This is a genomic window from Alkalihalobacterium elongatum, assembly GCF_019024285.1.
Taxonomy (GTDB): Bacteria; Bacillota; Bacilli; order Bacillales; family Bacillaceae_F; genus Alkalihalobacterium; species Alkalihalobacterium elongatum.
The window spans coordinates 131,012-153,770 of sequence record NZ_WMKZ01000003.1 but is presented as its reverse complement, the minus strand read 5'-3'; the positions used below and the strand labels follow the sequence as shown (position 1 = coordinate 153,770).

Genomic DNA, 22,759 nt, shown 5'->3' with positions numbered 1-22,759 from the left:
TTCAGCTTTTTTAAATAAACTAGCTTTCTTTTTTAAAGCTGTTTTCGTATACTTTTGTTGCTTTTGGTCCAAAAGAAGAGCAACAATCCTTAAGAAAAGAGCCTATTTTAATAATGGCGGTGTATAGTATATTGTTGAAAATCGTTACAGCCCAAAATCAGTACTCAACATTAACTGAGTTTAAGTGAAAAATAAGGAAATGAACGTAATATTTCCCCAGGAAGCGCATGAAATGACAAGGTACAAGAGGAAATGACTACTTTTATCGGTGTTTTTCGACGTAAAAAAGCACCCACACAGGTAGACGTTGTCACCTAGTGAGGGTGCGGTTATATGGACTATTGCAATATATTCTTAGTTAACTCGCTTCCATTGCTTGAAACTGGGCACGGACCAGATTGTAGTAATGGCCTTGGTGGTTCATAAGCACCTCGTGGTTTCCTTGTTCTACGATTTGGCCGTGGTCTAAAACGATGATGTTATCGGTTTCACGAATGGTCGAAAGGCGATGAGCAATAATAATTGCAGTTCTACCCTTTAACAAAGTTTGTAAAGCATTTTGAATTTTTTGTTCCGTTTCCGTATCGATACTTGCAGTCGCTTCATCTAAAATTAAAATTTGCGGGTTCGCTAGTAACACCCGAGCGAACGATAACAGTTGCCGCTCCCCTACCGAAAGGATATTTCCGCGTTCTTCGACTTCTGTTTCATATCCATTTTTTAACTGCTCAATAAAGGAGCTCGCCCCAACCATTTCCGCAGCCTGTTTGACTTCTTCATCTGTAGCCTCTGGACGACCAAAGCGTATGTTCTCCATAATGGTTCCAGAGAAGATGAACGTATCTTGTAGAACGATACTCACCTGTTGACGGATACTATCAAGTGTTAAATCGCGCAAATCTTGGCCATCAATTTTGACGGCACCACTCGTTGGATCGTAAAACCTGGAAATTAGATTAACAATCGTCGTTTTCCCTGATCCAGTATGACCAACGAGTGCGACAGTCTCTCCTGGTTTCATTTCAAGATTAATTCCGTCTAGTGCTTTTCGCTTCGCATCATAAGCAAATTCAACATCTTCGAATGTAATATGCCCTTTTATTTTCTTGATGTCTTGTGCGCCATCTTTTTCAGGAACAGAAGGTTTTTCATCTAAAAACTCAAAGATTCGTTCAGAAGAAGCCATCCCCATCAGTAACTGATTGTACACTTGGCCGAGCCTCGAAATAGGCTCCCAGAACATGCCTAAGAAAAAAGCAAACATTACAAATGTCCCTATATCTATACTTCCAGATTGAATTAAGAAGACACCGTACCAAATTAAAATCGCTGTACCGATTGCATTGGACATTTCGACGAATGGACGGAACATCGCATTTTGCTGCGTCGCATTTCGCCAAGCTTTAAAATTATCTTCATTCATTTCATTAAAAAACGACATGTTTTCGCGTTCTTGGGTGTACGATTGCGTGACACGAATCCCTTGAATACTTTCATTTAAATGAGAATTAATTTGTGACTGTTTGACACGTACGACTTGCCATGAGCGGCGAATTTTTCTTCGTAAGCTCGTTGAGATAATAAACATAATCGGTAAAATAACCATAATTGCAAGTGTTAACTCTGGGCTGTATACAAATAAAATGACGAAGATCCCGATTAGTAATAAGACGTCCATTAATAAGTTAATAACCCCATTCGTAAATAAATCCTGAAGAGAATTGACGTCATTTGTGACACGAACGAGAATTGATCCTGCAGATCTTTGGTCAAAAAATCGATGCGACAGCCGTTGAATATGCTTGAATAAGCTTTGACGTAGATCATAGATGACATTTTGTCCAAGCTTATTCATCCAGCGAATTCGAAGTGTGTTGGCAAGCCATGACAGCATGTAAAGTCCCGCGATTAAAACAACGACATGAACGAGCGCATTCATATCCCGTTGATAAATAACATTGTTTAATGCGTACACCCCGATTAACACAGGAGTCGTAAGTCGAACGGCCGTTGAGATAATCATCGCAGCAATTGCCAGCGGTAAAAGGTTTTTCGAATACGGCTTCATATAACTGAACAAACGGATCATTTGTGGCCAGTTAAATGGCTTTTCGATCGCAGAGTCGAGTGAATAGTGGAAACGATGATTTTTGGTTGATCTGTGCGATTTTTCCGTCATGAGCTCACCCCCAGTTGTCGTTGAAACGTGTGTTGGTCCTGAAATTGAATATCATAAATTCTACGGTACGAACCTATTTCGTTTGCGATTAATTGTTCGTGTGTACCTCTTTCAATAATTTCTCCATTTTCTAAAACGAGTATTTCATCAGCGTGTTTAAGAGAAGAAATTCGATGTGCAATAATAAACGTCGTTCTCCCCGTCATTACTTCACGGAAAGCGGTTTGAATCTTTCCTTCTGTTTTCATGTCAACGGCACTTGTGGCGTCATCAAGAATTAAGATGCTCGGATCAATGAGAATCGAACGGGCAATTGCGATACGTTGTTTTTGACCGCCAGATAACCCCATTCCCCGTTCACCTAAGACCGTGTCATAACCATCAGGAAGCTCCATAATAAAATCATGGGCTTGTGCTCGTTTCGCTGCTTCTGTAATTTGCTCTAGTGTTGCTTCTGGATTTCCATAGGCAATGTTATCGCGAATGGAAGATGAAAATAAAAATGATTCCTGAAGCACAACACCGATATGGTGACGCAATGTTTTTAACGAGTATTGTTTAATATCACGGCCATCGATAAGGATCTCTCCATGGTTTGGCTCATAAAACCGTGAAATAAGTTGAGTTAAGCTCGTTTTCCCAGACCCTGTAGCTCCAATTAACCCGATAACTTTTCCTGGAGGTGCGTCAAATGAAACATCCTTTAATGCGAGTTCCTCTTCACTACTATATTGATGACTAACATTTTTAAACTGAACATGCCCTCGAATGCTGGTTTCTAATGGTTGTTCCGCATCTCGAATATCCTCGATTTCATTAAGTACTTCTAATAAACGTTCTCCAGAAGCTTTTGATTGTGAAAATGTATTGATGATAAAGCCAAGATTCATTAATGGCCCTATGATGTACCAAACTAATGAGAAAAAAGCGACGAGCTCACCTGGTTGTAATGACCCTTGGATGACCAGCCACCCACCGTAACCTAGAAGGAAAACAACACATAATTGCCCGATAAACTCCATGATTGGAAAATACTTTGCCCATATATTTGATGTATTAATGAATTTATTTTTATAATCACTATTTTTATCTACGAAATTATCAATCTCAAAGTCCTCGCGTGATAGGGATTTTACCGTGTTCATTCCGCTGATGTTTTCTTGTACTTTTGTCGTCAAATGTCCAAATGACTTTCGAATATGTTTAAATGCGGGGTGAACTTTTTTATCAAATCGATAAACAGTTAAAATTAAAAATGGCATGGAAGCCAAGGTGACGATTGCTAACGGAACACTGAAATATAGCATAATACTAAAACTGAAAGTAACGATTAAAACTAAGTTTAAGAGCTGGGCAAACCCAAAAGATAAGAAGAAACGGAAGCCCTCCACATCTGCAGTGAGCCGAGACATTAAATCGCCTGTTTTTGCATTGTCATAATAGCGAAAGGGCAAGTATTGCAGTTTCTTATAAAGTGCATTCCGTAGTTCATAAACAGCCCGAACGCCAAATAAGTCCCCTAAAAATTGATGGTAATACGTCGCGAACCCTTTTACGACCATTAATAAAATAAATCCAAATGCGATGTACGGAACATACGTAGAGTTACCTGCCAAAATAACGTCATCAATGGTGACCTTTAATATGATTGGATAAATAACAGTTATTGCAGTAACAACTATTAAAAATAACATCGATCCGATAAAGAATTTCTTATAAGGCCAATAAAACTCTTTTAACCTTTTAAAAGTATCCATAGTAAACCTCCTCCTAAGCTGTATATTTGCGTGTCTTCCAAGTGTCAATTGGTAAGATCAAAAAATGGTAATAGTATAAATATATCGGGTTTCGAAAGAAATATCCAATCATTCGCTACAGTATTTTTTGAAATTTCGATAAAACTATTTTATCGCGGTGCCAGGCACCTTTACCAATGCAGTTGATTAAAGGTGCCTGGCACCGTTATAAATAAAAAAAAGCTTATGAACGATGAGTCCGATAAGCTTTTCATTGTATGCAGTTAGAGTTGGTATTAGTTCCTTAATGGAATGGGACGTGCACGAGCTTCCATTCATCTGTAGGGGACTTGCGCATAACGGTAAATAAGAAAGTTTCCACAACGATTGGTCCATCTTTGGCTTGGTACCTATAGGTTACTGGTATTTGATATATAAGCGGCTTTTCTTTAACGGGCTGATGTCTTTTATCCATTTTTCTAATGGCTACAATGTTGTCGATCGGGATGGAATGTACATCTCCTTGATAAATAAGACTCAATATGTCAGTCTCTTTTTGATGCACAGCGATTAGAAACAGTTCAATAACTTCTTCTGCTGAGAGTTGTTTAGTAAATTGATCAAGCTGCCCAGCAGCCTTATGAGCCATGACCTGATGTGATAAATCTGTATTTTTTAATCGATGTGTTGTACTTCCTTTAAAGTGTATGCAAAAATGACCTGGGAAGCCATTGGCTAATGCCCCTTTTCCGTGAGGCATTCCGTGCATTGAAGCCGCGAGCACCTGGTTATTCACATGAACTACTATCGCCCTTCTATTCCAGCTCCATTTCCCACCATAGATCGCTTTCATTACCTTTGTATCTTGATGGGTTAACGGTTGTACGTCTGCATGTTTACTACCAGCTCGTCTTTGTGCATTAAAGCTAAAGCCAGTCTCAAGATCTGTTATTTTAAAAGACGTGTACTTAGGTAAAATCTTGGTAGCCTCATCCCAAGTTAGTATTTTTCCAAAATGATCCGCTTCTAATGTTTTAAAGTGCTCGGTAATTAAGTGTGCTGTTTGAGGCTTAATACGAAGTTTCTTTTTTTGTTGAACGTCAAAAAGCTGTCCTGTATTATCGGCAATTAAAATTCGTACTAGACCGTTTTCTACAAATAAAACATAATTATTAGAAAACGGTAAATCTTTTACAGATGTGAATTTCGCCTTCAGAATTTCGTGATATAATTCATCCGACTGCACAGTTGTAATCGATTGATAGACAGCTTGACCCGAAGCTTTAACGATAAAAGAAACTTGATTATGATCATCTTTGGCCACAGCGGGTAGAGCGTTAATGAATAAAAGTAAACTTAAAAGAATTAGCATAAAAGTTGTTATTTTTTTCATTTGTTTTATCATTTCCTATTTCTTAGAGTTTTTCCCCTTTTTTGTTACTAAGTCTCCTTTTACCATAGCCTTGTAGTTATAATTTCCCTTGCCGATAAATAATTGTAGATAATTTCATAACAGCATGAATGTAACAGTTTTCTCGTAAGGAAAATGGGTCACCAAAATATTGTGGCAGGATCGTACTCATCGTTCCTGTCATTTTATTATAAAGAAGCTTAAACACCTCTTCTTCACTGTAAAATTGAGTTTCTCGTCCTTGAAGCCATTCAAAGTACGATACGATTACCCCACCTGCGTTAGCTAGAATATCGGGTATAATAATGACGCCCTTTTCATTTAAAACACGATCAGCATCACCAGTTACAGGTGCGTTGGCACCCTCCACAATAATTTTTGCTTTTATTTGGTCCACATTGTCTTTACGAATTTGTTCTTCAAGTGCTGCTAAAATTAGAACGTCAATATCTAAATAAAGCACCTCTTCTCTACCTAAAAGATTAGCTTTTATATTGAACTGATCTAATTGTTCTTGAGTAGTTGGTAGTTCATAATTATTTTTTATTACTGCATCAATTAAGGCTGGGATATTCAACCCTTCGGAATTATATAATGTCACGTTCCGATCACTGACAGCTACGATATTGCTTTGTAAATAAGTACAATGGTAAGCTTCGAGTGCTGCAACCGAACCAACATTTCCAAAGCCTTGAACTGCAATTGATAAGGGAAGATCTGCGCAATCTAAAGCCGTTTTTGCATACTGGTTTCCATTGTGTTCTAACCATTTTCTTTGTTCTTTTATAAAATCTGCAAGTAGATAGCGGAAGGTAAAATAAACCCCTTTTCCTGTCGCTTCTCTTCGACCTAAAGAACCGCCATTCACCACACTTTTACCTGTAAAGCTTCCGCGGTACGGCTGACCAGGACGTATCGTTTTATACTCTGCGGTCATCCAGTCCATTTCTCGATCCCCTGTTCCAACATCAGGTGCAGGAATATCTTTATCAGGACCTAAAATGTCACTAAAGTATTGAACATACTTTTTACAAATAAGTAAAAGTTCCTTTTCCGTGAAGTCACGAGGGTCAATAACCACCCCACCTTTTCCACCACCAAAAGGGACTTCATGTAACGCATTTTTAAGAGTCATCAATGCAGCTAAATTAGTCACTTCATCTTCGTTAACAAGTTCATGGAATCTGATCCCGCCTTTATAAGGACCGAGTGTATTATTATGTTGAATGCGATAAGCTGGAATTCTCACGACCTTACCATTTTCTAAAGGAATACGTAAAAACGATTTGTGCACATGATTGGGTGTTGAGAGGATGGCTGCCAGTGAAGTAAACGCCTGATCTCTAGTTTCCCCTTGCAAGTTTGGCAAAAAACTATTGTCTTCAAGCAGCGCTTGTAATGAACGTTGAACAATAACCCCAGTTTGGCTACCCATTTTATACGACCTCCTTCTCTTTTAGTCACCTACAATTAGTATTTAAATTCCATCATTAATTATCCAACTTTCAGTGCTATTTATTTTTGCGATTAAAAGAAGCAGTAATACATTAGTATCACTGCTTAGTAGTTAACTTAAATATCGCTAATGCAGAATTTTAATACTAATTAAATGACTGCCAAAAGGAACCTTCGACGTTAATTATATTGATTATATCTACATAAGGGATTTGAAAGGTTGGAAAACCAGCCGCAAAAGCTGCGATTTCATAAGGTAGAAAATAAACCACAAGTGCGCCCTCTGTAATATAAAAAGGCTGATCAGGTTTAATGCCTTGATAGGCTCCAGGGAAAAAGTAGGAAAATCCTTCTTTTTGTTCTTGATCTATTTGGTTTTCGACGATGTCACTTAAAGCCGCTACATAATCAGCACCTGGTGTAAAAAGATCTTTCAGTTCATATATGTCACCTGTTTCAAGGTTGATATGAACAAACTCTTGACTTGGCATTCCGTGAGCGGCACCAAACGGATATTCATAAGCTGATAATTTCAAAACTAGTAAGTTTTTTTTATAGAATTCGATTGAAAAATCACCTGTATACGTATAATCGAGTTGAACATCACTCGGTATGTCTTTTATATTAGATTTTTCACTAAGAAGGCGGTTGATTTCTTCCTGTCTGACTTTATTTTTCATCCCTTCAATTTGCGGATAATACACTAGATAATCTTTATTTGGACTGAACTTTACTTCTCGAACTTTATAGGCTCCATTAAGCGGTATAATCGTATTAGGCTTCCAGATCAATTTTCCTGAACGATCATAATACATGACTCGTTGATCAACGAACGCTTTGATGATGCCATTCTCAAGACTAAGAGTGCCAGTTCCTTGAACTACTGGATAGTTTTTCGCTCTTTTTCCCGTTCTATCAATGAAAAAAGTATATTGGTCCTGTGTAACTGAGCTTAAACCATCCTTAAAAAGAGAGACCGTATGATATTGAAAATCACTTAGTAATTCCCCGTCGCTTGTAGCGATCGCATAAACAGACCCCATGTATGGTTTGTCAGTATCAATAGCCTTTCCAAGCGCTACACGGTCCGCCTCTAGTTGTAATATATCGTTGTACTGTGCTGATATGATGATATTTCCTTCTTTGTCAATTAATCCATACCGATTGGATATGCCATCAATCACATTGACAACCGCTGTTCCTCCATGAAATAGCTGTGCAGTTGAAAATTGTGGCTGGATGACAATATCACCTTTTTCATTTATATAACCATAAGGGTCATCAAACGACTTTCTAAAAGGACTAAGACCTTCACTAAATCCACTCATGATTGGATACGGATACGTGTTAATGATCGTTCCTTCCTTATCTATTAATGCATGATTCTGATCGGCTAGACGGACAAGGGCAGTCCCATCCTTAAAATCATTTGCGTATTGGTATTGCAGTGGAAGGACTTCTCGACCACTTCTATCTAGATATCCATAAAGATACTGACCATCGGTTGTTTGGTTAGAAAATACAGCACGCCCTTCTTCAAAAGGTGCTATAAAGTTGTAAGCTTTAACTGTAAGTATAGTTCCTTGCTCATCTAATACTTTAAATCCCTCTCTATCAATGACCACAGCTCTCCCTTCTGTAAAGGGAAGGACAGACTCGTATATAGGTTCAACAACATATCTGCCAGAACAATTGATTAACCCTGTTTTATCATTTCTAGTCACTATTGCTAAACCATTCTCTTGAAAATCATCAGCTCTGTCGTATTTTGCAGGAAGCCTTAAAGTACCTAATTGGTTAATAAACCCCCACTTCATCCCCTCTACTGTTTGAATGGAAGCAGGAAAGAGACGACAAAGCTTTTTTCTTGCTTCATCTAAACTCAAATCTTTACGAATAACTCTTGGTGTTGCTGAAGACGACGTATTGGGCAAAAAGTGTCGGACAAAATCAATCGAATTTTGTTCTTCTCTCATCATTCATTTCCCCTAAACTTATAGTTTCTCTAGTATATGGGGATGAATTGAATTGGGTTCTTACCTATGTAATGTATCCAGAGCTATGAATAACTGAACCGAAGTATAATTGAAATTTAACAAAAGGCATTATCCCAAAGTATGTCACTTTTACCTATTGGGACCGTAAACCAACAAAAAAACCTATGAAACGGTTAGGTTCCATAGGCTGCTGCGTTATAATGGATAGTTTCTTTATCTGAAGAAGTCGGGTAGTGAAATGACTGTTTATAAGACTCTGGTCCTTTACCTGTAATTATAATCCAATCTCCTTCTTGCGTCTCTTGCAAAGTCGATTGAATAGCAATTGTACGATCCTCAATGACACTGCCTTTCCCATTCCCGTGCCTTTCGAGTAGATGATGGAGAGTGTCTACCATTTGGCTAGCTTCTATCCCATTAAGATCATCTAACGTTAATATGAATTTATCACTAAAGTTAGAAGAGATTGTAATCATTTCTTTTCGCTTGGTCGGATCACCGTTACCTCTAAACCCAAAAATGTGAATGATACGTTTGGCTCCTTGTTTTTTAATCGTTTGTAAAACATGTGTTAGTCCATCTGGTGTATGTGCATAATCAACAACGCATATCGCTCCGTTACCATGGGAATATGTTTCGAACCTTCCAGGGACACCAGGAAAAGAATTTAAAGCAGTGATCACTTGATCTGAATGTAATCCTAGTCTTCGAGCAGTAATGAATGAAAGAGAAGCATTTTGAGCATTGTGTAGACCACTTAAAGGTAAGGCAACTCTATGGTGAAGCCCTTCTTCTTTCAAATCAAAATCAGTTGAAAATTCTACATTTACATTTGCTAAATTAATATGGTCTGCTTCGTGATAACCGACAGAAAATACATTTTTCTGATTAGTTGCTAAACGATCAATAAGTCGCCTGCTCCAGTCACAGTAATTGCTAATAATTGCTTCACCGTGATGATTTAATTGGTTAAATAATTGAGCTTTGACCTCAAAATAATTATAGATCGTTCCATGGTAATCCAGATGATCATGAGAAAGATTTGTGAATAGTGCAAAATCAAATGGAATTCCATTTACTCGGCCTTGGCTTAGTCCATGAGAAGAAACTTCTATTATTATTACCTCATCTTCACTCTTTTGAATAAGCTCATGCAACGTAATTGGATCTGGAGTTGTATTAGATGGTGATAAATGTTCTCCATTGATAATATTAGCTACAGTCCCTACTAAGGAACACCGAATACCTGCCTCCTCTAGAATGTGACGGAGCATAAAAGCTGTTGTCGTTTTACCGTTTGTTCCAGTAATACCGATTAACGTATGTTTTTTTGCCGATGTTCCAAAAAAGCTTTGAGCAAGCTTAGGAAGAATGTTGCGGCTATTTTTTACGCGAATGTACGGTATCGAAAATCCCCTTAAATCTTTGTCACCGATAATGGCAATAGCACCAGCTTCAATCGCATCTTGTATATACTGGTGCCCATCTGTTTCATAACCAGAAATAGCAACAAAAACATAGCCTTTTTTAATTTGTCTTGAATGAAAATGTAGGCCACTTATTAAAATGTCTGGTATTTCATTTGCTAAGAGGTCATCTTCAATCGATTGCAATAAAGAACTCAACTTCATGGATAGCCTGACTCCTTAAAGTAAGATTACTTAAACCAGGGTTTCTCAAAAATATATAATGATATATTCTTTCCATGTTGTAAGAATATATCCGCACTATATAAATGCTCCTTACTAATTTTCTCCTATTTCAGCCTTCTTATTTTATTTGTTAGCTCGATACATAGCTGTTATTCGCATGGAAATACTATAGGCGAAAGAGAAGGAGGGATTATTATGGCACAAACACTACAAAATCTAATGACAACAAATGTCGCTTCTGTTACACCGCAAGATACGGTTCAAAAGGCTGCTACTTTAATGAAAGAATTGAATGTAGGTTCTATTCCAGTTGTTGAAAACGGGCAAGTAATGGGGATTATTACAGATCGTGATATTACATTACGTACAACTGCTTCAGGAATTGGTAGTCAAACTCCAGTTTCACAATGTATGACAGATCATGTTGTAACAGCCTCTTCAACCATGGATGTACATGAAGCAGCGCAATTAATGGCCGAGCAACAAATTCGTCGACTACCTGTCGTTGAAAATGGACAATTAATCGGAATGGTAGCTATTGGAGACTTAGCTGTAGAAAATATTTACCAAAATGAAGCTGGAGAAGCACTTTCCAGTATTTCAACTCCAGCCCATCGACAAGAATAACCTTTTAAGCATTGAGGACAGCTAAATAGCCGTCCTTTTTTATTAGTTCCATTCTCAAAGAATGGTACTCTGGCATTGAAATTTTCACAGGTCAATTATTACACTGGTGTTAGACAGAGGTTTATAAGTATTTTAAATATTTTGAAAATAAAAATTATTCATGTATGTTTAGTTCCAAAGATGAATATAGTAAACTATAATCGTTTTTCGAAGCAGACTAAGCAATAATATTTTTTCTTAATTCTAACTAATCATATTAATTCTTGATGAGGTTACGATGTATTGTCCTCTTGTTGTTACCCCCCTTTATTTCTGTATTATAACCTTTACGCGTTACACACAATTAAATAAAAGGAGTGATTATGTTGTTTGAGTCGATTTATGGTATGGATGACTTGTCAACTGTTCAACACATCGGATATGCATCCGAAAGCAGGATGTATGATTTCACGCTTGTTTTTTCAGATCACTTCTTTGGAAAGACTTTAGTAACTTGTCTTCAAAGCGGTAATTCCTCGTTATTGGACTTCCAAGATGTGAGTAATGTTTCAATAATTAAAAAAGTTTTTCGCATTCAAGATGATGAAATAGCTCAAGAAGTTTCTGCATTATTACAATCGAAGATTCCTCTAGCAAAAAACTTTAATCAGTATGAATAATTAAGGGGGAGATATTGGCAATCTTAATTTTATGTAAGCGCTGTCAAGGGCAAGGAAATGTGCGTAAACGCTGGCTTTTTCTTTTCATAAAAAAAATTTCCTGTCCCTTCTATGAAGGAACAGGAAAACATAAAGTGGTTTCTTAAAGTTTATAGTAGTGAGGATGACTCCTGTGTTCAAACTTGAATTTAGCTTTTTACGGACTATTAATTCTTGAAAAAAGTAAAACACAGTGAGGAGTCAACCTCTTACATAATTATTGAACCTTTTCGGGCGAGCCGTAATCAATTCCGTGAGTTTCTACTGTTACAGATTTCATTTTCTGTGCTTCTTTTGGTGATTCCCCAGCAAGCTCAACATTTGCGATGTTATCCACTGTATCCATTCCTTCAACTACTTTCCCGAAAGCAGCATATTGTCCATCTAAATGAGGGGCATATTCATGCATAATAAAGAACTGAGACCCTGCCGAGTTCGGATCGTTTGTTCTTGCCATTGAAATCACACCACGTTCATGAGGAAGCGGGTTATCAAAATTATTGGCATTAAACTCTCCTGGTATCGTATAGGCTGGACCTCCCCTTCCTGTTCCTTCAGGGTCACCACCTTGAATCATAAATCCTGGAATGACACGGTGAAAGATCACACCATCATAAAATCCATCCTCAATTAAAGACACAAAGTTAGTAACCGTGTTTGGTGCAATCATTGGGAAAAGTTCAATTTTAATTTGCTCGTCATTTTCCATCGTAATCGTCACAATCGGATTGTCACTTGACCTAGCTTCTTCGACTACATCCCCTCCAGTTGTTTCTTGTTCAGCTTCACCTGCGTTTCCAACTTCTTCTTCAGTCGGTGCTTCGGTGCCTGTCCCACAAGCAACAACAAAGGCAGTCAACATAACTAACATCGTCAAAAGTATGAATTTTTTTGGGTTGAACAACTTGGTTTGCAATTTTACTCATCTTCCTTCCTTGCAAGAGATCAATTTTTGTCTATGGATTATGTAAATGAAGTTCCTATAGCAATAATCATTATATCATTTTTATATATAAGGTATAAGCAATTATCTTTATTAGTGTTTTCTGTACGGTTTTGAAATACGAGTGCAATGCCCATTTCATAAAATAACAAAAGTTACAAATAAATCAACTTATGTATTAACATAGATCCAAAAAATAATAGAATTTATGGTATTCGTCCTGTCAGATCAAAAAGATAGTCATAGTTTATCAATAAGGAGGTGATCATTAATGTTATCGAAAGGAGAAAAGTTGCGTCGTATCTTAGGGGCTCTTCCAGGTGTTTATCAAATTGAGCCTGGACAAACTGTCCCAAGCTGTGAGCGTTATTGTAGAAATGTCTGTCAAGCCTTATTTCCACTCCAACAGACACAATGCATCAATGATTGTTTAGCTTGCCAACAAACTGCTGCAGTTCCCCCTAGAAGGATTAGAAGAAAGTAACAAAATTAGTTGTCCGTTTAACTAGATAAAAAGAGAAGGTGTATTCTACCTTCTCTTCTTTCTATTTAACAATAGGTTTAGTTGCTAATTTCATGTTAACCATTATGCTTAGTTCTTCTTATGTTACATTTCGAAAACTTTCTAAATACATAGCCATCGGTTTTCAAATTCTTGATGTTGTCTGGTAATACATCGACTAATTGACTATTCGATTAAACCATATGAAACTCTTTATAGGCTCTTTTTCCGGGTGAGGGTGTTGCTCCATCCATTCGAATTCATATTCGAGCCATATACATCTTAATAACCCCTTCTATCATAGACATATATTTCATTTACCCCTGTACTTCTATTTTGAAAATTGAAATTAACAGAGTTCGAGATTTTGACAATAAAAAAAGAATATTTTTTGTATAACGTAATAGTTTAGATTATGTGAGCTTTTTCTATCTTGTGATTATCTGCTCCGAATTAAATAATTTGTGAGAATAAATTTGAAAAGACCAATTAAAGAAGGAAAGCGCTTACATAACAGAGAATTAATAGATTAAACTGTTATTTAGAAGAAAGAATGTAAATGAGGAGGGGTTTTATATGGTATATACAAGGCCAAATACTAAAGGATCTCTAGTAACTTTTAAAAAGCGTTATGACAATTACATTAATGGTGAATGGACTGCACCTGTTAACGGTGAGTATTTTGATAATATTACACCAGTAACTGGTGAGGCTTTTTGTGAAGTCGCTCGTTCATCCGCTGAAGATATTGAATTAGCTTTAGATGCCGCTCATGCTGCAAAGACAAGCTGGGGTGCTACATCCGCTGCAGAAAGAGCGAATATTTTGAATAAAATTGCAGATCGTCTTGAAGAAAATTTAGAAATGCTAGCGGTCGCTGAAACATGGGAAAATGGTAAAGCAGTACGCGAAACATTGAACGCTGATCTACCACTTGCAATTGATCACTTCCGTTATTTTGCTGGTGTTGTTCGAGCTCAAGAAGGCAGCATTTCGCAAGTCGACAATGATACAGTTGCGTATCATTTCCACGAGCCTTTAGGCGTCGTCGGACAAATTATTCCATGGAACTTTCCTATTTTAATGGCAGTGTGGAAGCTTGCACCTGCCCTAGCAGCTGGAAACTGCGTTGTTTTAAAACCTGCTGAGCAAACACCTGTTTCTATCATGGTATTAATGGAGTTAATTGAAGATCTCTTGCCAAAAGGTGTCGTTAATATCGTTAACGGATTCGGTGTTGAAGCGGGTAAACCACTAGCATCAAGTGACCGTATTGCAAAGATTGCATTTACTGGAGAAACAACAACAGGCCGACTCATCATGCAATATGCTTCTGAAAATATAATTCCAGTTACACTTGAACTAGGTGGGAAATCTCCGAACATCTTCTTTTCTGATGTGATGGAAAAAGATGATGCTTTCTTAAATAAAGCAGTTGAAGGTTTTGTTATGTTTGCTCTTAATCAAGGAGAAGTATGTACTTGCCCTTCTCGTGCACTCATCCATGAGTCGATTTATGAGCCATTCATGGAACGTGTTCTTCAACGTGTTGAGGCAATTAAAACTGGTAATCCGTTAGATCCTCAAACGATGATGGGTGCGCAAGCGTCACAAGAACAATTAGAAAAAATTCTTTCATACTTAGATATTGGAAAACAAGAAGGTGCCCAGTGTTTAATTGGCGGTGAGCGCAATGTATTAGACGGTGACCTGAAAAATGGTTACTATATAAAACCGACTGTCTTCAAAGGTGATAATAATATGCGTATCTTCCAAGAGGAAATCTTTGGGCCAGTCGTATCTGTTACTACATTTAAAGATGCGGATGAAGCTTTAGCAATTGCTAACGAAACACTTTATGGCCTAGGGGCAGGAGTTTGGTCTCGTAATATTAATACAGCGTACCGTTTCGGACGTAACATTCAAGCTGGTCGTGTTTGGACGAATTGCTATCATGCATACCCTGCTCATGCTGCTTTTGGTGGCTATAAAAAATCGGGAATAGGTCGAGAAAATCATAAAATGATGTTAAGTCATTATCAGCAAACGAAAAATATGCTCGTCAGCTATAGCGAAGACGCACTAGGATTCTTTTAAAATACAGGAGGTCTTTCTATGGTAGAGAGAGTAAAAGCGACGGAAGCGACACTTGAATTAATTGGGAAACTTAAAAAACGTCACGGTGACTTAATGTTTCATCAATCTGGTGGGTGCTGCGATGGAAGCTCACCGATGTGTTATCCAAACGGGGATCTTCGTATCGGAAACTCCGATGTACTGCTTGGTACGATTGGAGGATGTCCCTTCTATATTGCAAAGGACCAATACGAATACTGGAAGCATACTCAATTAATTATAGATGTGGTTGAAGGCCGTGGCGGGATGTTCTCATTAGAAGGACCCGAAGGAAAGCGTTTTTTAACTAGGTCTCGTGTCTTTTCTTCTGAGGAGCGCCAGCAATTAGGCTTTTAAAAATTGAGTATAAACTAAAAAAGGATGACTCAAGCGTAACTTTACCTTACACTTTGAGTATCCTTTTTTATATGGCACTGTTAAGATTTTGTGTTTACGACCAAGATGACATGCCGCCTTTGACATTAGTAAGTTTGGTAAAACCGAGTCGCTTCAATCGTTTACTCGCTTTATTGCTTCTCATGCCGCTTTGACAGATTAATACGGTTTCTTTTTCACGGTCTAATTCGTTATGACGTTTCTTTATTTTGGATAATGGAATGTTATGAAACCCTTCAATATGATTTAACTCGTATTCTAGTGCTGATCTTACATCAATAAGTTGAATGTCTTTTTGCTTGACTAGCATTTTAACTTCAGTATTACTGATTTGTTTAACACCTTTTGCAGGGAGGAAGTTTCGTACTGTTAATATAATTAAGACCACTACGACAACCCATTTTAATATATCCAATTGTATCGTCTCCTTTTAGCATAGTTCAGCAAAGCCCTTCTCTTGCTGGTCAGGATTACTAATATAATAGCCTGTGACGTGAACCCCTTTTTGTTTTAAAAAACGAATACACAAGTTCTTAGCTACTACATCATTAGAAATAATGACAACCTCACTACCAATGAACGGCTGATAATATCTTTTAATATAAGCAAACGGTATATTAGTAGCACCAGCTATTGGAGCGTGGCTTGCAATATGATAGTCACGTATATCAAGTGTTTTTGTACCTTCTTTAACGTGTTCAGGGTTAGTACATTTTACCCCTCGCACTGGGACAAAACGTCGATAAAATAATATAAATATAAAAATCAAAACGAATGCTATCGTAAACATTTCTTTGTTCCTCCTAGTATTACACAGCTGCGTCTACTATTTTACTATATTATAAGATAAAAAATCACTTGTTAAGTAAAATATCTAGTGGAAAATAATACGCAGTTTGTTTTATTTTTAGCTATTAGTCCGTTTACCAAGTTTACGAAAATAGACTTACAAAAAAGCTCAAAAATAAATACCCATTACCGATATATATAGCGGATAATGGGTATTTTTATTGCCTACCTTACTTTGTAACAACTGGACCGTCCCAAGAAAGAATACCGCCACTTACGTTTGTTACTTTTGTATAACCTTGTTCATAGAGAAAGTTTGCTGCTTGCATGCTGCGGTTTCCACTTCTACAGAAGATAACAATCTCTTTATCTTTTGGAAGCTGCGTGTATTCACTAGCAAGACGACTTAGTGGAATGTTTGTCATCCCAGCAACATGTTTATCTTCATACTCATCAACTTCACGTACATCAATGAATACCGCATTATCGTTTGTTTTCATTTTAGCTTCAAGTTCAGCTGTTGTAATTTCTCCAATCTGATCATTTGATGTTCCAAAAAACATAAATATCACTCCTACTCCGATCACCAATGTAAGAACGGCTAACATGGTTTTGTTTTTCACAAGCAAAGACCTCTCTATCGTTGATTTGTTTTTAGAGTATTTGAAAATCTTATTTATACTCTTAGGATAACATGATTAACGAGTAGACGGCTCTATCAGTTTCCAAAAAGTTCAATTTTGTAGTAGCCTGTGGCTCACTAAACAAAGATTACTAGATAAATAAGTTGACGTTTCCTTCCTCTGCTTCTGCAAGGTATGTTGCGACACCTGCATATTCGATACCGTCAATTAATTCTTCCTTTTGGATCCCCATAACATCCATCGACATCGTACATGCCACCATTTTAATATCTAGCTCTTTGGCCATTTCAATTAATTCATTTAAGGATACGACATTGTGTTTTTTCATCATATGCTTCATTAGCTTTGATCCAGCACCACCGAAATTCATTTTAGATAATCCTAATTTTTCAGGACCTCTTGGCATCATTTTGCCGAACATCTTCTCTAAGAAGTTCTTTTTAACTGGGATATGTTCATCTTTACGCAGTACATTTAAGCCCCAGAATGTGAAAAACATCGTTACTGGCTTCCCCATCGCTGCTGCACCAGTTGCAATAATGAAACTAGCTAATGCTTTATCTAAATCACCATCAAATACGATCATTGTCGCTTTCTTTTGTTCCATTTATATCTCCTCCTAATATACTTGTGTAGGTATTTTCTATATTGTTATAATATACCCTAATAGGTATTTTGTCAACCAAAAATAAAAGTTGTATTTTGTGCTATTTAACCTCTCATTATTTAAAACTTTTTCGCCTATTCGACGCTCCCTTTTTACATATCTAGAGCAATAGCATTCCCATCGTAATCAATATGTTCGATTTTGCCATTTTCAATATGGTAAACGACAGGGATAATCGGCACGTGCTGACCTAACTCCTTATAGATCGCGTGTGCTTGTAACCGTTCCACTTGTTTTAAAACATTTGTCTTAGATAGTTGTGAAGTACACATTAGCGTACTATCCTCATTTTTAAATGACTCTCGAATTCCTTTAAGCCATGGTTTTAAAGCTTCTTCGTTATTTCCGTTTACCGCTGCATCTATTCCTCCACAATGAGTGTGGCCAATAATAAGAATTCCCTTAACTTTCAAATGCTTTAAAGCGTAGTATAAGCTTGCAGAGAAGCTTTCGTCGTGTTCATTTACTTGATTACCAATATTACGATGAATGAATAACTTCCCGAGCGGCATTTGTGTAATGACAGAAGGGCTTACTCGTGAATCGCTGCATGCTAAAACGAATAATTCTGGTTCTTGTCCCTGAACCATTTTATCGAAGAAATAAGGGTCTACTTTCCTCATCTCTTCAAAAAACAGTTTATTTTTTCGCTTTAATTCTTTCCATTTCATTATACTCACTCCTTGATTTTGGCCAGTGCTTCATCAATTGAATGAGACTCGATTTTCCCCTTGTACTTTTCATACCATCCAGCTCGCTTCAAAACATCTCGAACAGGTCCTTTTATATCACATAACATGATATTCTTACCGAGACCTTCATAAGTGGCGAACAGTTCGTTTATATGTTCAATTGCGACAGCATCCATATCATTAACACCTGAAAAATCTAGAATGACGGTATGAAGTGAAGGTTGCTCTAAGAACTTCCGTTGGATCATGTCTTCGATCTTTGTAATGTTTGCAAAATACAACGGCGAGTCAATTCTTAATATAGAAACATTCTTTTTCTCTACAGCTTCTGGATACCTCTTGATATTACGATAGACATTCGCCTCTTTTACATAACCTAATTCGGCAACATGAGGGTTTGCACTTCTCCAAATAAAAACGATTAAAGAGAAAATAATGCCAAGGAAAATTCCAGTTTCAATACCTAACGTTAATGTGGCCCCAAATGTAATTAACAAAGTAGCACCGTCTATTCGTTTAATTTGAAGTAAATGCTTAGCCTCTTTAAAATCGATTAAGCCATAAACAGCTACCATAATAATTGCTGCGAGGACGGCATTCGGCATGTAGTGAAACCATGATGTAAAAAATAATAGCGTTAAAATGATTAAAGTTGCTGTAATAATGGATGCAAGACCTGTTCTCGCACCAGCACCGTAATTAACAGCTGATCGTGAAAATCCGCCAGTTACTGGATACCCTGAAAAAGTTGAGGCTGATACATTGGCAAGACCTAGACCAATTAATTCACGGTTCGCATGTACTTTATATTTCTCTTTAGTAGCAATCACTTTTGCCATCGCGAAACTTTCAACAAAACCAATGATTGCAATTGTTATCGCAATTGGCATTAAAGCACTAACGGCCTCTATACTCCATGTAGGCAAGGAAACCATCGGTAAACCGTCTGGTACTTCTCCGATTATCCTTACTCCTTTTTCATGGAGGTCAAATATATAAACAAGGAGTGTACTATAAACAACGACCACAAGTGGCGCTGGAATTTTCGGCACCCATTTTTTCATAACAATTAAGATAATAATACTAGTAATTCCAATGAAAAAAGTATAAAAATTAATGCTATTGATTTGTAGAAACGCTCTATATAATAATTCAAATACATTTTCAGTTGAGGGGAGGTTAATACCCAATAAGTGTTTTAATTGGCTAAGACCGATAACGATTGCTGCAGCAGAAGTAAAACCACTAATAACAGCATGGGAAATAAATTCCGTTACAAATCCAAGTTTCAATAACCCGAGTACTAATTGGATTACCCCAACCATTAAGGCAAGTAATAAAACAAGTGAAACATACTCGCTTGAACCTGGTTCAGCTAAACCCTGGACACCCGTTAAAACAAGAAGTGAAACCATAGCAACAGGTCCCACTGCAAGCTGTCTTGAGGAACCGAAAAAAGCATAAACGATCAATGGTATCGTTGATGCATAAAGTCCAATTACAGGTGGCAAGCCAGCAAGCATCGCATAAGCCATTCCTTGGGGAATTAACATGATCGCAACAATTAAACCTGCTGATAAATCGCCGCGTAAATCATGCTTTTTATACGTTAACATCCACTCAAGTCCTGGTAATAACTTCTTGAGCATTATTTTTTCCTCCTTTCTAATGATGGAGAAGGTGACTCTCTAGCGGTCTCACCTTCTCTTTTTTACACTAAAAATAGATGCACCTAATTTTAATAGCATCTATTTTTAGTAAGATAGGTGGCTTATGGTTTAGTTTGAGTCACCTTATATTTATAGCTTAATTATGCTTTTTTAATCCAGAACTTGAAAACTTCACCGTCTTCGTCTTGATGAACAAGTTCGTTTCCAGAAGTTTTACACCATGCTGCGATGTCAGCTTTTGAACCTTTATCTGTTGCATGAACTTCTAAGATTTGACCTGCTTCTAGTTCATCAATTGCCTTTTTTGTACGTACGATTGGCATTGGACATGCTAACCCTGTTGCGTTTAATACTTTATTACTGTTCATAATCATTCTCTCCTTTAAATTAAAGCTCTTTTTATAATTAGTTTGAGTGATTCAAATTCCTTTTAATTACTTTCTACTTTTCCTGTCCATTCAGACATTCCAGGCTTAACGTTCATTACACTTTCAAAGCCGTTATCTGTTAACAACTTCGCAGCCATTGCACTTCTGCTACCTGTACGGCATACAACATAAATCGTGTCTTGTTGATTTAATTCCCCAAGGCGTGCTTCTAAATCACCTAATGGAATAGATTTAGATGTCGGAATTCTAGCAAACGCATGTTCAGCAGGTTCTCGAACGTCTAAAATTGTTATTCCTGCTTCACCAATTTTGTTTTCTAAGTCTGAATTAGATATAACATGAGGAAAATCTACTTCTTCCTTAGTTTCAGATGGATCAGCTTTACGTAAATAGTGAAGGAGCACGTCTCCATCTTCGTTTGTACCTAAATATTGGTGTCCTGTTGAATTAGCCCATGCTTTTAAGTCGGCTAATGACCCTTTATCTGTAGCTTGGATTTCAAGCACTTCTCCTGATTTTAATTGTTCCATTGCTTTTTTTGTACGAACGATTGGCATTGGGCATGCCAAGCCTTTTGCATCTAATACTTGATCTACTTTAATTGACATATTGTTTTACCTCCTCGTATAATACCCTTACCCCTATATATATATTACAATCAAAACAAACTTCAGTCAATAATTTACCTTTAGGGGTATTTAGGTGTTTAAAAAATATTTTTAGTTTCACTGTTAACAAAGCCTTTATCATTGTCTTCTCCTAAAAATACTAGGAGAAGACAAAATTCTACTTCATAAAAAAGGTTACAAGTTGAAACAAAATGAAGATGGCTCCTACCAGGAACCAAAGATAGACAGCAGGTCATATCGGTGGTTTCGTAAACTGTTTTTTATCCTCTACTGTCTTCTTTGAATTAATGCCTCACTGGTGAGTTGTACAGTGATCTTTTTTTTCTTTCATAAAGTGGTGCCTCCCTTTTACTAATTAGTGAGTGTGGTGCACGGCACAACGGTTTGGTCCAATTTCTAATTCTTGTTGACGCTCTGCATCAGCTTGCTCAACACCACGGTTGATCGCAATAATATCTTCAAAGTTTGGTGGTTTAACTGAAGATGCAGATTGTTCAACGTGATCAAGGAATGATTCTTTTGACATTGTAAACATTTTTTCATTTCGTTCACGAATTTTTCCTAATAGATCGCCAATATATCCTCTGTCATTTACTTCTTCCACATAATCAGCGTAGTGACCTGGAAGTACGATAACATCGTCTGCAATGGCTGAAACTTTATCATAAATGGTGTGGTATAAATCATCTGCCCACTCACGAACTTTATTACCTAAGTCTGGACGACCTAAACCACTAACGAAAATAGTGTCACCAGAGAATAGTAATTTATCATTCACGAAGAAGGAGACACTCCCAGGGGTATGACCTGGTGTTTTTACAGCTAATACTTCTAGCTTTATATTGTTAAATTCAATACGGTCGTGATTTTCCAATGCTTCAAATTCAAATATTGCTCCTTCGCTTTTCATTAGAAAATACTTAGCGCCTAGATCTTTCGCTAATTCATGACCACCAGAAATATGATCGGCGTGTAAGTGAGAGTCAACAATGTGAGTAATTGTTGCCCCCTCTTTTTTAGCTGCTTCTACATAGACATCTGTGAAACGGCTTGGGTCGACAATTAGAGCTTGATCATCAGAAGTAACCATGTAAGAAAGACAACCTTTTCCGATACGTATAAATTGATCGACTTTAATTTTTTCATCTTCATAGATACGTACTTGATGAAGATGTTCACTCCACGCCTTCATTCCATCTACTAATGAATAGACACGATTAAACCCTGCTTCAACGAGCATTTCGCCAACAAATGCAGATGAACCACCTTTTGCACATAACACTACAATATCTTTGTCTTTTGGTAATTTATCAACGATTGAATCAACACCATCAATAAGTTCAAAATATGGAACGTTAAGGTGCGAGAAAGACTTCCCTTCAATCTTCCAATCTTGAAAGTCTGTTTCATTACGAACGTCAAGAATAAATAATGGCTCATTATTTACAATACGATTCATTATATCTTTTGCAGTAATATCTTTTACATTACTCATTATTAACCTCTCCTTACACTATTTATTATACCCTGTTGGGTATCCCTGTTAGTTACATCATATACCTTTAGGG

The 22,759-nt window shown here is 37.1% G+C and carries 21 protein-coding genes; 5 read left to right on the top strand and 16 right to left on the bottom strand.

The genetic code is table 11. The annotated features are described in order from the left end of the window. Positions 1 to 358: 358 nt before the first annotated feature. The 6 genes from GKP30_RS06390 to GKP30_RS06365 all read right to left on the bottom strand — a co-directional run bounded on the left by GKP30_RS06390 (position 359) and on the right by GKP30_RS06365 (position 10,409). The gene (locus GKP30_RS06390; RefSeq protein ID WP_216828588.1) at positions 359 to 2,179 is read right to left on the bottom strand and encodes an ABC transporter ATP-binding protein; all 1,821 of its coding nucleotides are present in this window, start codon (positions 2,177 to 2,179) and stop codon (positions 359 to 361) included. Next, positions 2,176 to 3,936, bottom strand: a complete 1,761-nt coding sequence (locus tag GKP30_RS06385) for an ABC transporter ATP-binding protein (RefSeq protein WP_216828587.1) — start codon at positions 3,934 to 3,936, stop codon at positions 2,176 to 2,178. Before GKP30_RS06385 ends, GKP30_RS06390 begins: the two co-directional genes overlap by 4 nt. 283 nt (positions 3,937 to 4,219) lie before the next feature. Beyond that, positions 4,220 to 5,308, bottom strand: coding sequence for a hypothetical protein (locus tag GKP30_RS06380; protein ID WP_216828586.1), 1,089 nt, complete (start codon positions 5,306 to 5,308; stop codon positions 4,220 to 4,222). Positions 5,309 to 5,384: 76 nt separating this feature from the next. Continuing rightward, complete coding sequence (locus GKP30_RS06375; RefSeq protein ID WP_216828585.1) at positions 5,385 to 6,761, bottom strand: Glu/Leu/Phe/Val family dehydrogenase; 1,377 nt, start codon at positions 6,759 to 6,761, stop codon at positions 5,385 to 5,387. Positions 6,762 to 6,927: 166 nt separating this feature from the next. Then, a complete protein-coding gene (locus GKP30_RS06370) occupies positions 6,928 to 8,757 on the bottom strand; it encodes a WG repeat-containing protein (RefSeq protein ID WP_216828584.1) in 1,830 nt (609 codons plus the stop codon). A 194-nt stretch (positions 8,758 to 8,951) separates the two neighbouring features. Next, complete coding sequence (locus GKP30_RS06365; protein ID WP_216828583.1) at positions 8,952 to 10,409, bottom strand: UDP-N-acetylmuramoyl-L-alanyl-D-glutamate--2,6-diaminopimelate ligase; 1,458 nt, start codon at positions 10,407 to 10,409, stop codon at positions 8,952 to 8,954. A 216-nt stretch (positions 10,410 to 10,625) separates the two neighbouring features. On the opposite strand from GKP30_RS06365, the gene GKP30_RS06360 reads away from it, so the two are divergent. Beyond that, on the top strand, positions 10,626 to 11,057 hold the full coding sequence (locus GKP30_RS06360; RefSeq protein ID WP_216828582.1) for a CBS domain-containing protein: 432 nt from the start codon (positions 10,626 to 10,628) through the stop codon (positions 11,055 to 11,057). Positions 11,058 to 11,422: 365 nt separating this feature from the next. Beyond that, the gene (locus tag GKP30_RS06355) at positions 11,423 to 11,716 is read left to right on the top strand and encodes an SAV0927 family protein (RefSeq protein WP_216828581.1); all 294 of its coding nucleotides are present in this window, start codon (positions 11,423 to 11,425) and stop codon (positions 11,714 to 11,716) included. A gap of 256 nt (positions 11,717 to 11,972) precedes the next feature. Here the strand turns inward: GKP30_RS06355 and GKP30_RS06350 are convergent, their stop codons facing one another. After that, positions 11,973 to 12,626: a peptidylprolyl isomerase gene (locus GKP30_RS06350; RefSeq protein WP_407928595.1), complete on the bottom strand. Its 654-nt coding sequence runs from the start codon at positions 12,624 to 12,626 to the stop codon at positions 11,973 to 11,975. A gap of 343 nt (positions 12,627 to 12,969) precedes the next feature. Between GKP30_RS06350 and GKP30_RS06345 the strand changes: the two genes are divergently transcribed. The 3 genes from GKP30_RS06345 (at position 12,970) to GKP30_RS06335 (ending at position 15,672) form a co-directional block, all read left to right on the top strand. After that, positions 12,970 to 13,182, top strand: coding sequence for a hypothetical protein (locus GKP30_RS06345; RefSeq protein ID WP_216828580.1), 213 nt, complete (start codon positions 12,970 to 12,972; stop codon positions 13,180 to 13,182). 594 nt (positions 13,183 to 13,776) lie between these two features. Further along, positions 13,777 to 15,297, top strand: coding sequence for an aldehyde dehydrogenase (gene adh / locus GKP30_RS06340; protein ID WP_216828579.1), 1,521 nt, complete (start codon positions 13,777 to 13,779; stop codon positions 15,295 to 15,297). An 18-nt stretch (positions 15,298 to 15,315) separates the two neighbouring features. Continuing rightward, a complete protein-coding gene (locus tag GKP30_RS06335) occupies positions 15,316 to 15,672 on the top strand; it encodes a DUF779 domain-containing protein (protein WP_216828578.1) in 357 nt (118 codons plus the stop codon). A gap of 94 nt (positions 15,673 to 15,766) precedes the next feature. Here the strand turns inward: GKP30_RS06335 and GKP30_RS06330 are convergent, their stop codons facing one another. The 9 genes from GKP30_RS06330 to GKP30_RS06290 all read right to left on the bottom strand — a co-directional run bounded on the left by GKP30_RS06330 (position 15,767) and on the right by GKP30_RS06290 (position 22,686). Continuing rightward, entirely contained in the window at positions 15,767 to 16,126 is a 360-nt protein-coding gene (locus GKP30_RS06330) for a rhodanese-like domain-containing protein (RefSeq protein ID WP_216828577.1), read from the bottom strand. 15 nt (positions 16,127 to 16,141) lie between these two features. Further along, positions 16,142 to 16,501, bottom strand: a complete 360-nt coding sequence (locus GKP30_RS06325; RefSeq protein WP_216828576.1) for a hypothetical protein — start codon at positions 16,499 to 16,501, stop codon at positions 16,142 to 16,144. Positions 16,502 to 16,730: 229 nt separating this feature from the next. Beyond that, positions 16,731 to 17,063, bottom strand: a complete 333-nt coding sequence (locus GKP30_RS06320; RefSeq protein WP_216828575.1) for a rhodanese-like domain-containing protein — start codon at positions 17,061 to 17,063, stop codon at positions 16,731 to 16,733. Positions 17,064 to 17,274: 211 nt separating this feature from the next. After that, a complete protein-coding gene (locus tag GKP30_RS06315; protein ID WP_216828574.1) occupies positions 17,275 to 17,751 on the bottom strand; it encodes a DsrE/DsrF/DrsH-like family protein in 477 nt (158 codons plus the stop codon). 152 nt (positions 17,752 to 17,903) lie between these two features. Further along, positions 17,904 to 18,482, bottom strand: coding sequence for a carbonic anhydrase (locus GKP30_RS06310; RefSeq protein ID WP_216828573.1), 579 nt, complete (start codon positions 18,480 to 18,482; stop codon positions 17,904 to 17,906). A 5-nt stretch (positions 18,483 to 18,487) separates the two neighbouring features. Then, positions 18,488 to 20,152, bottom strand: coding sequence for a SulP family inorganic anion transporter (locus GKP30_RS06305; protein WP_216828572.1), 1,665 nt, complete (start codon positions 20,150 to 20,152; stop codon positions 18,488 to 18,490). Between the two features lie 161 nt (positions 20,153 to 20,313). Continuing rightward, entirely contained in the window at positions 20,314 to 20,541 is a 228-nt protein-coding gene (locus GKP30_RS06300; protein WP_216828571.1) for a sulfurtransferase TusA family protein, read from the bottom strand. A 62-nt stretch (positions 20,542 to 20,603) separates the two neighbouring features. Next, a complete protein-coding gene (locus GKP30_RS06295) occupies positions 20,604 to 21,170 on the bottom strand; it encodes a sulfurtransferase TusA family protein (RefSeq protein WP_216828570.1) in 567 nt (188 codons plus the stop codon). A gap of 376 nt (positions 21,171 to 21,546) precedes the next feature. Then, positions 21,547 to 22,686, bottom strand: a complete 1,140-nt coding sequence (locus GKP30_RS06290; RefSeq protein WP_216828569.1) for an MBL fold metallo-hydrolase — start codon at positions 22,684 to 22,686, stop codon at positions 21,547 to 21,549. Positions 22,687 to 22,759 lie beyond the last annotated feature (73 nt).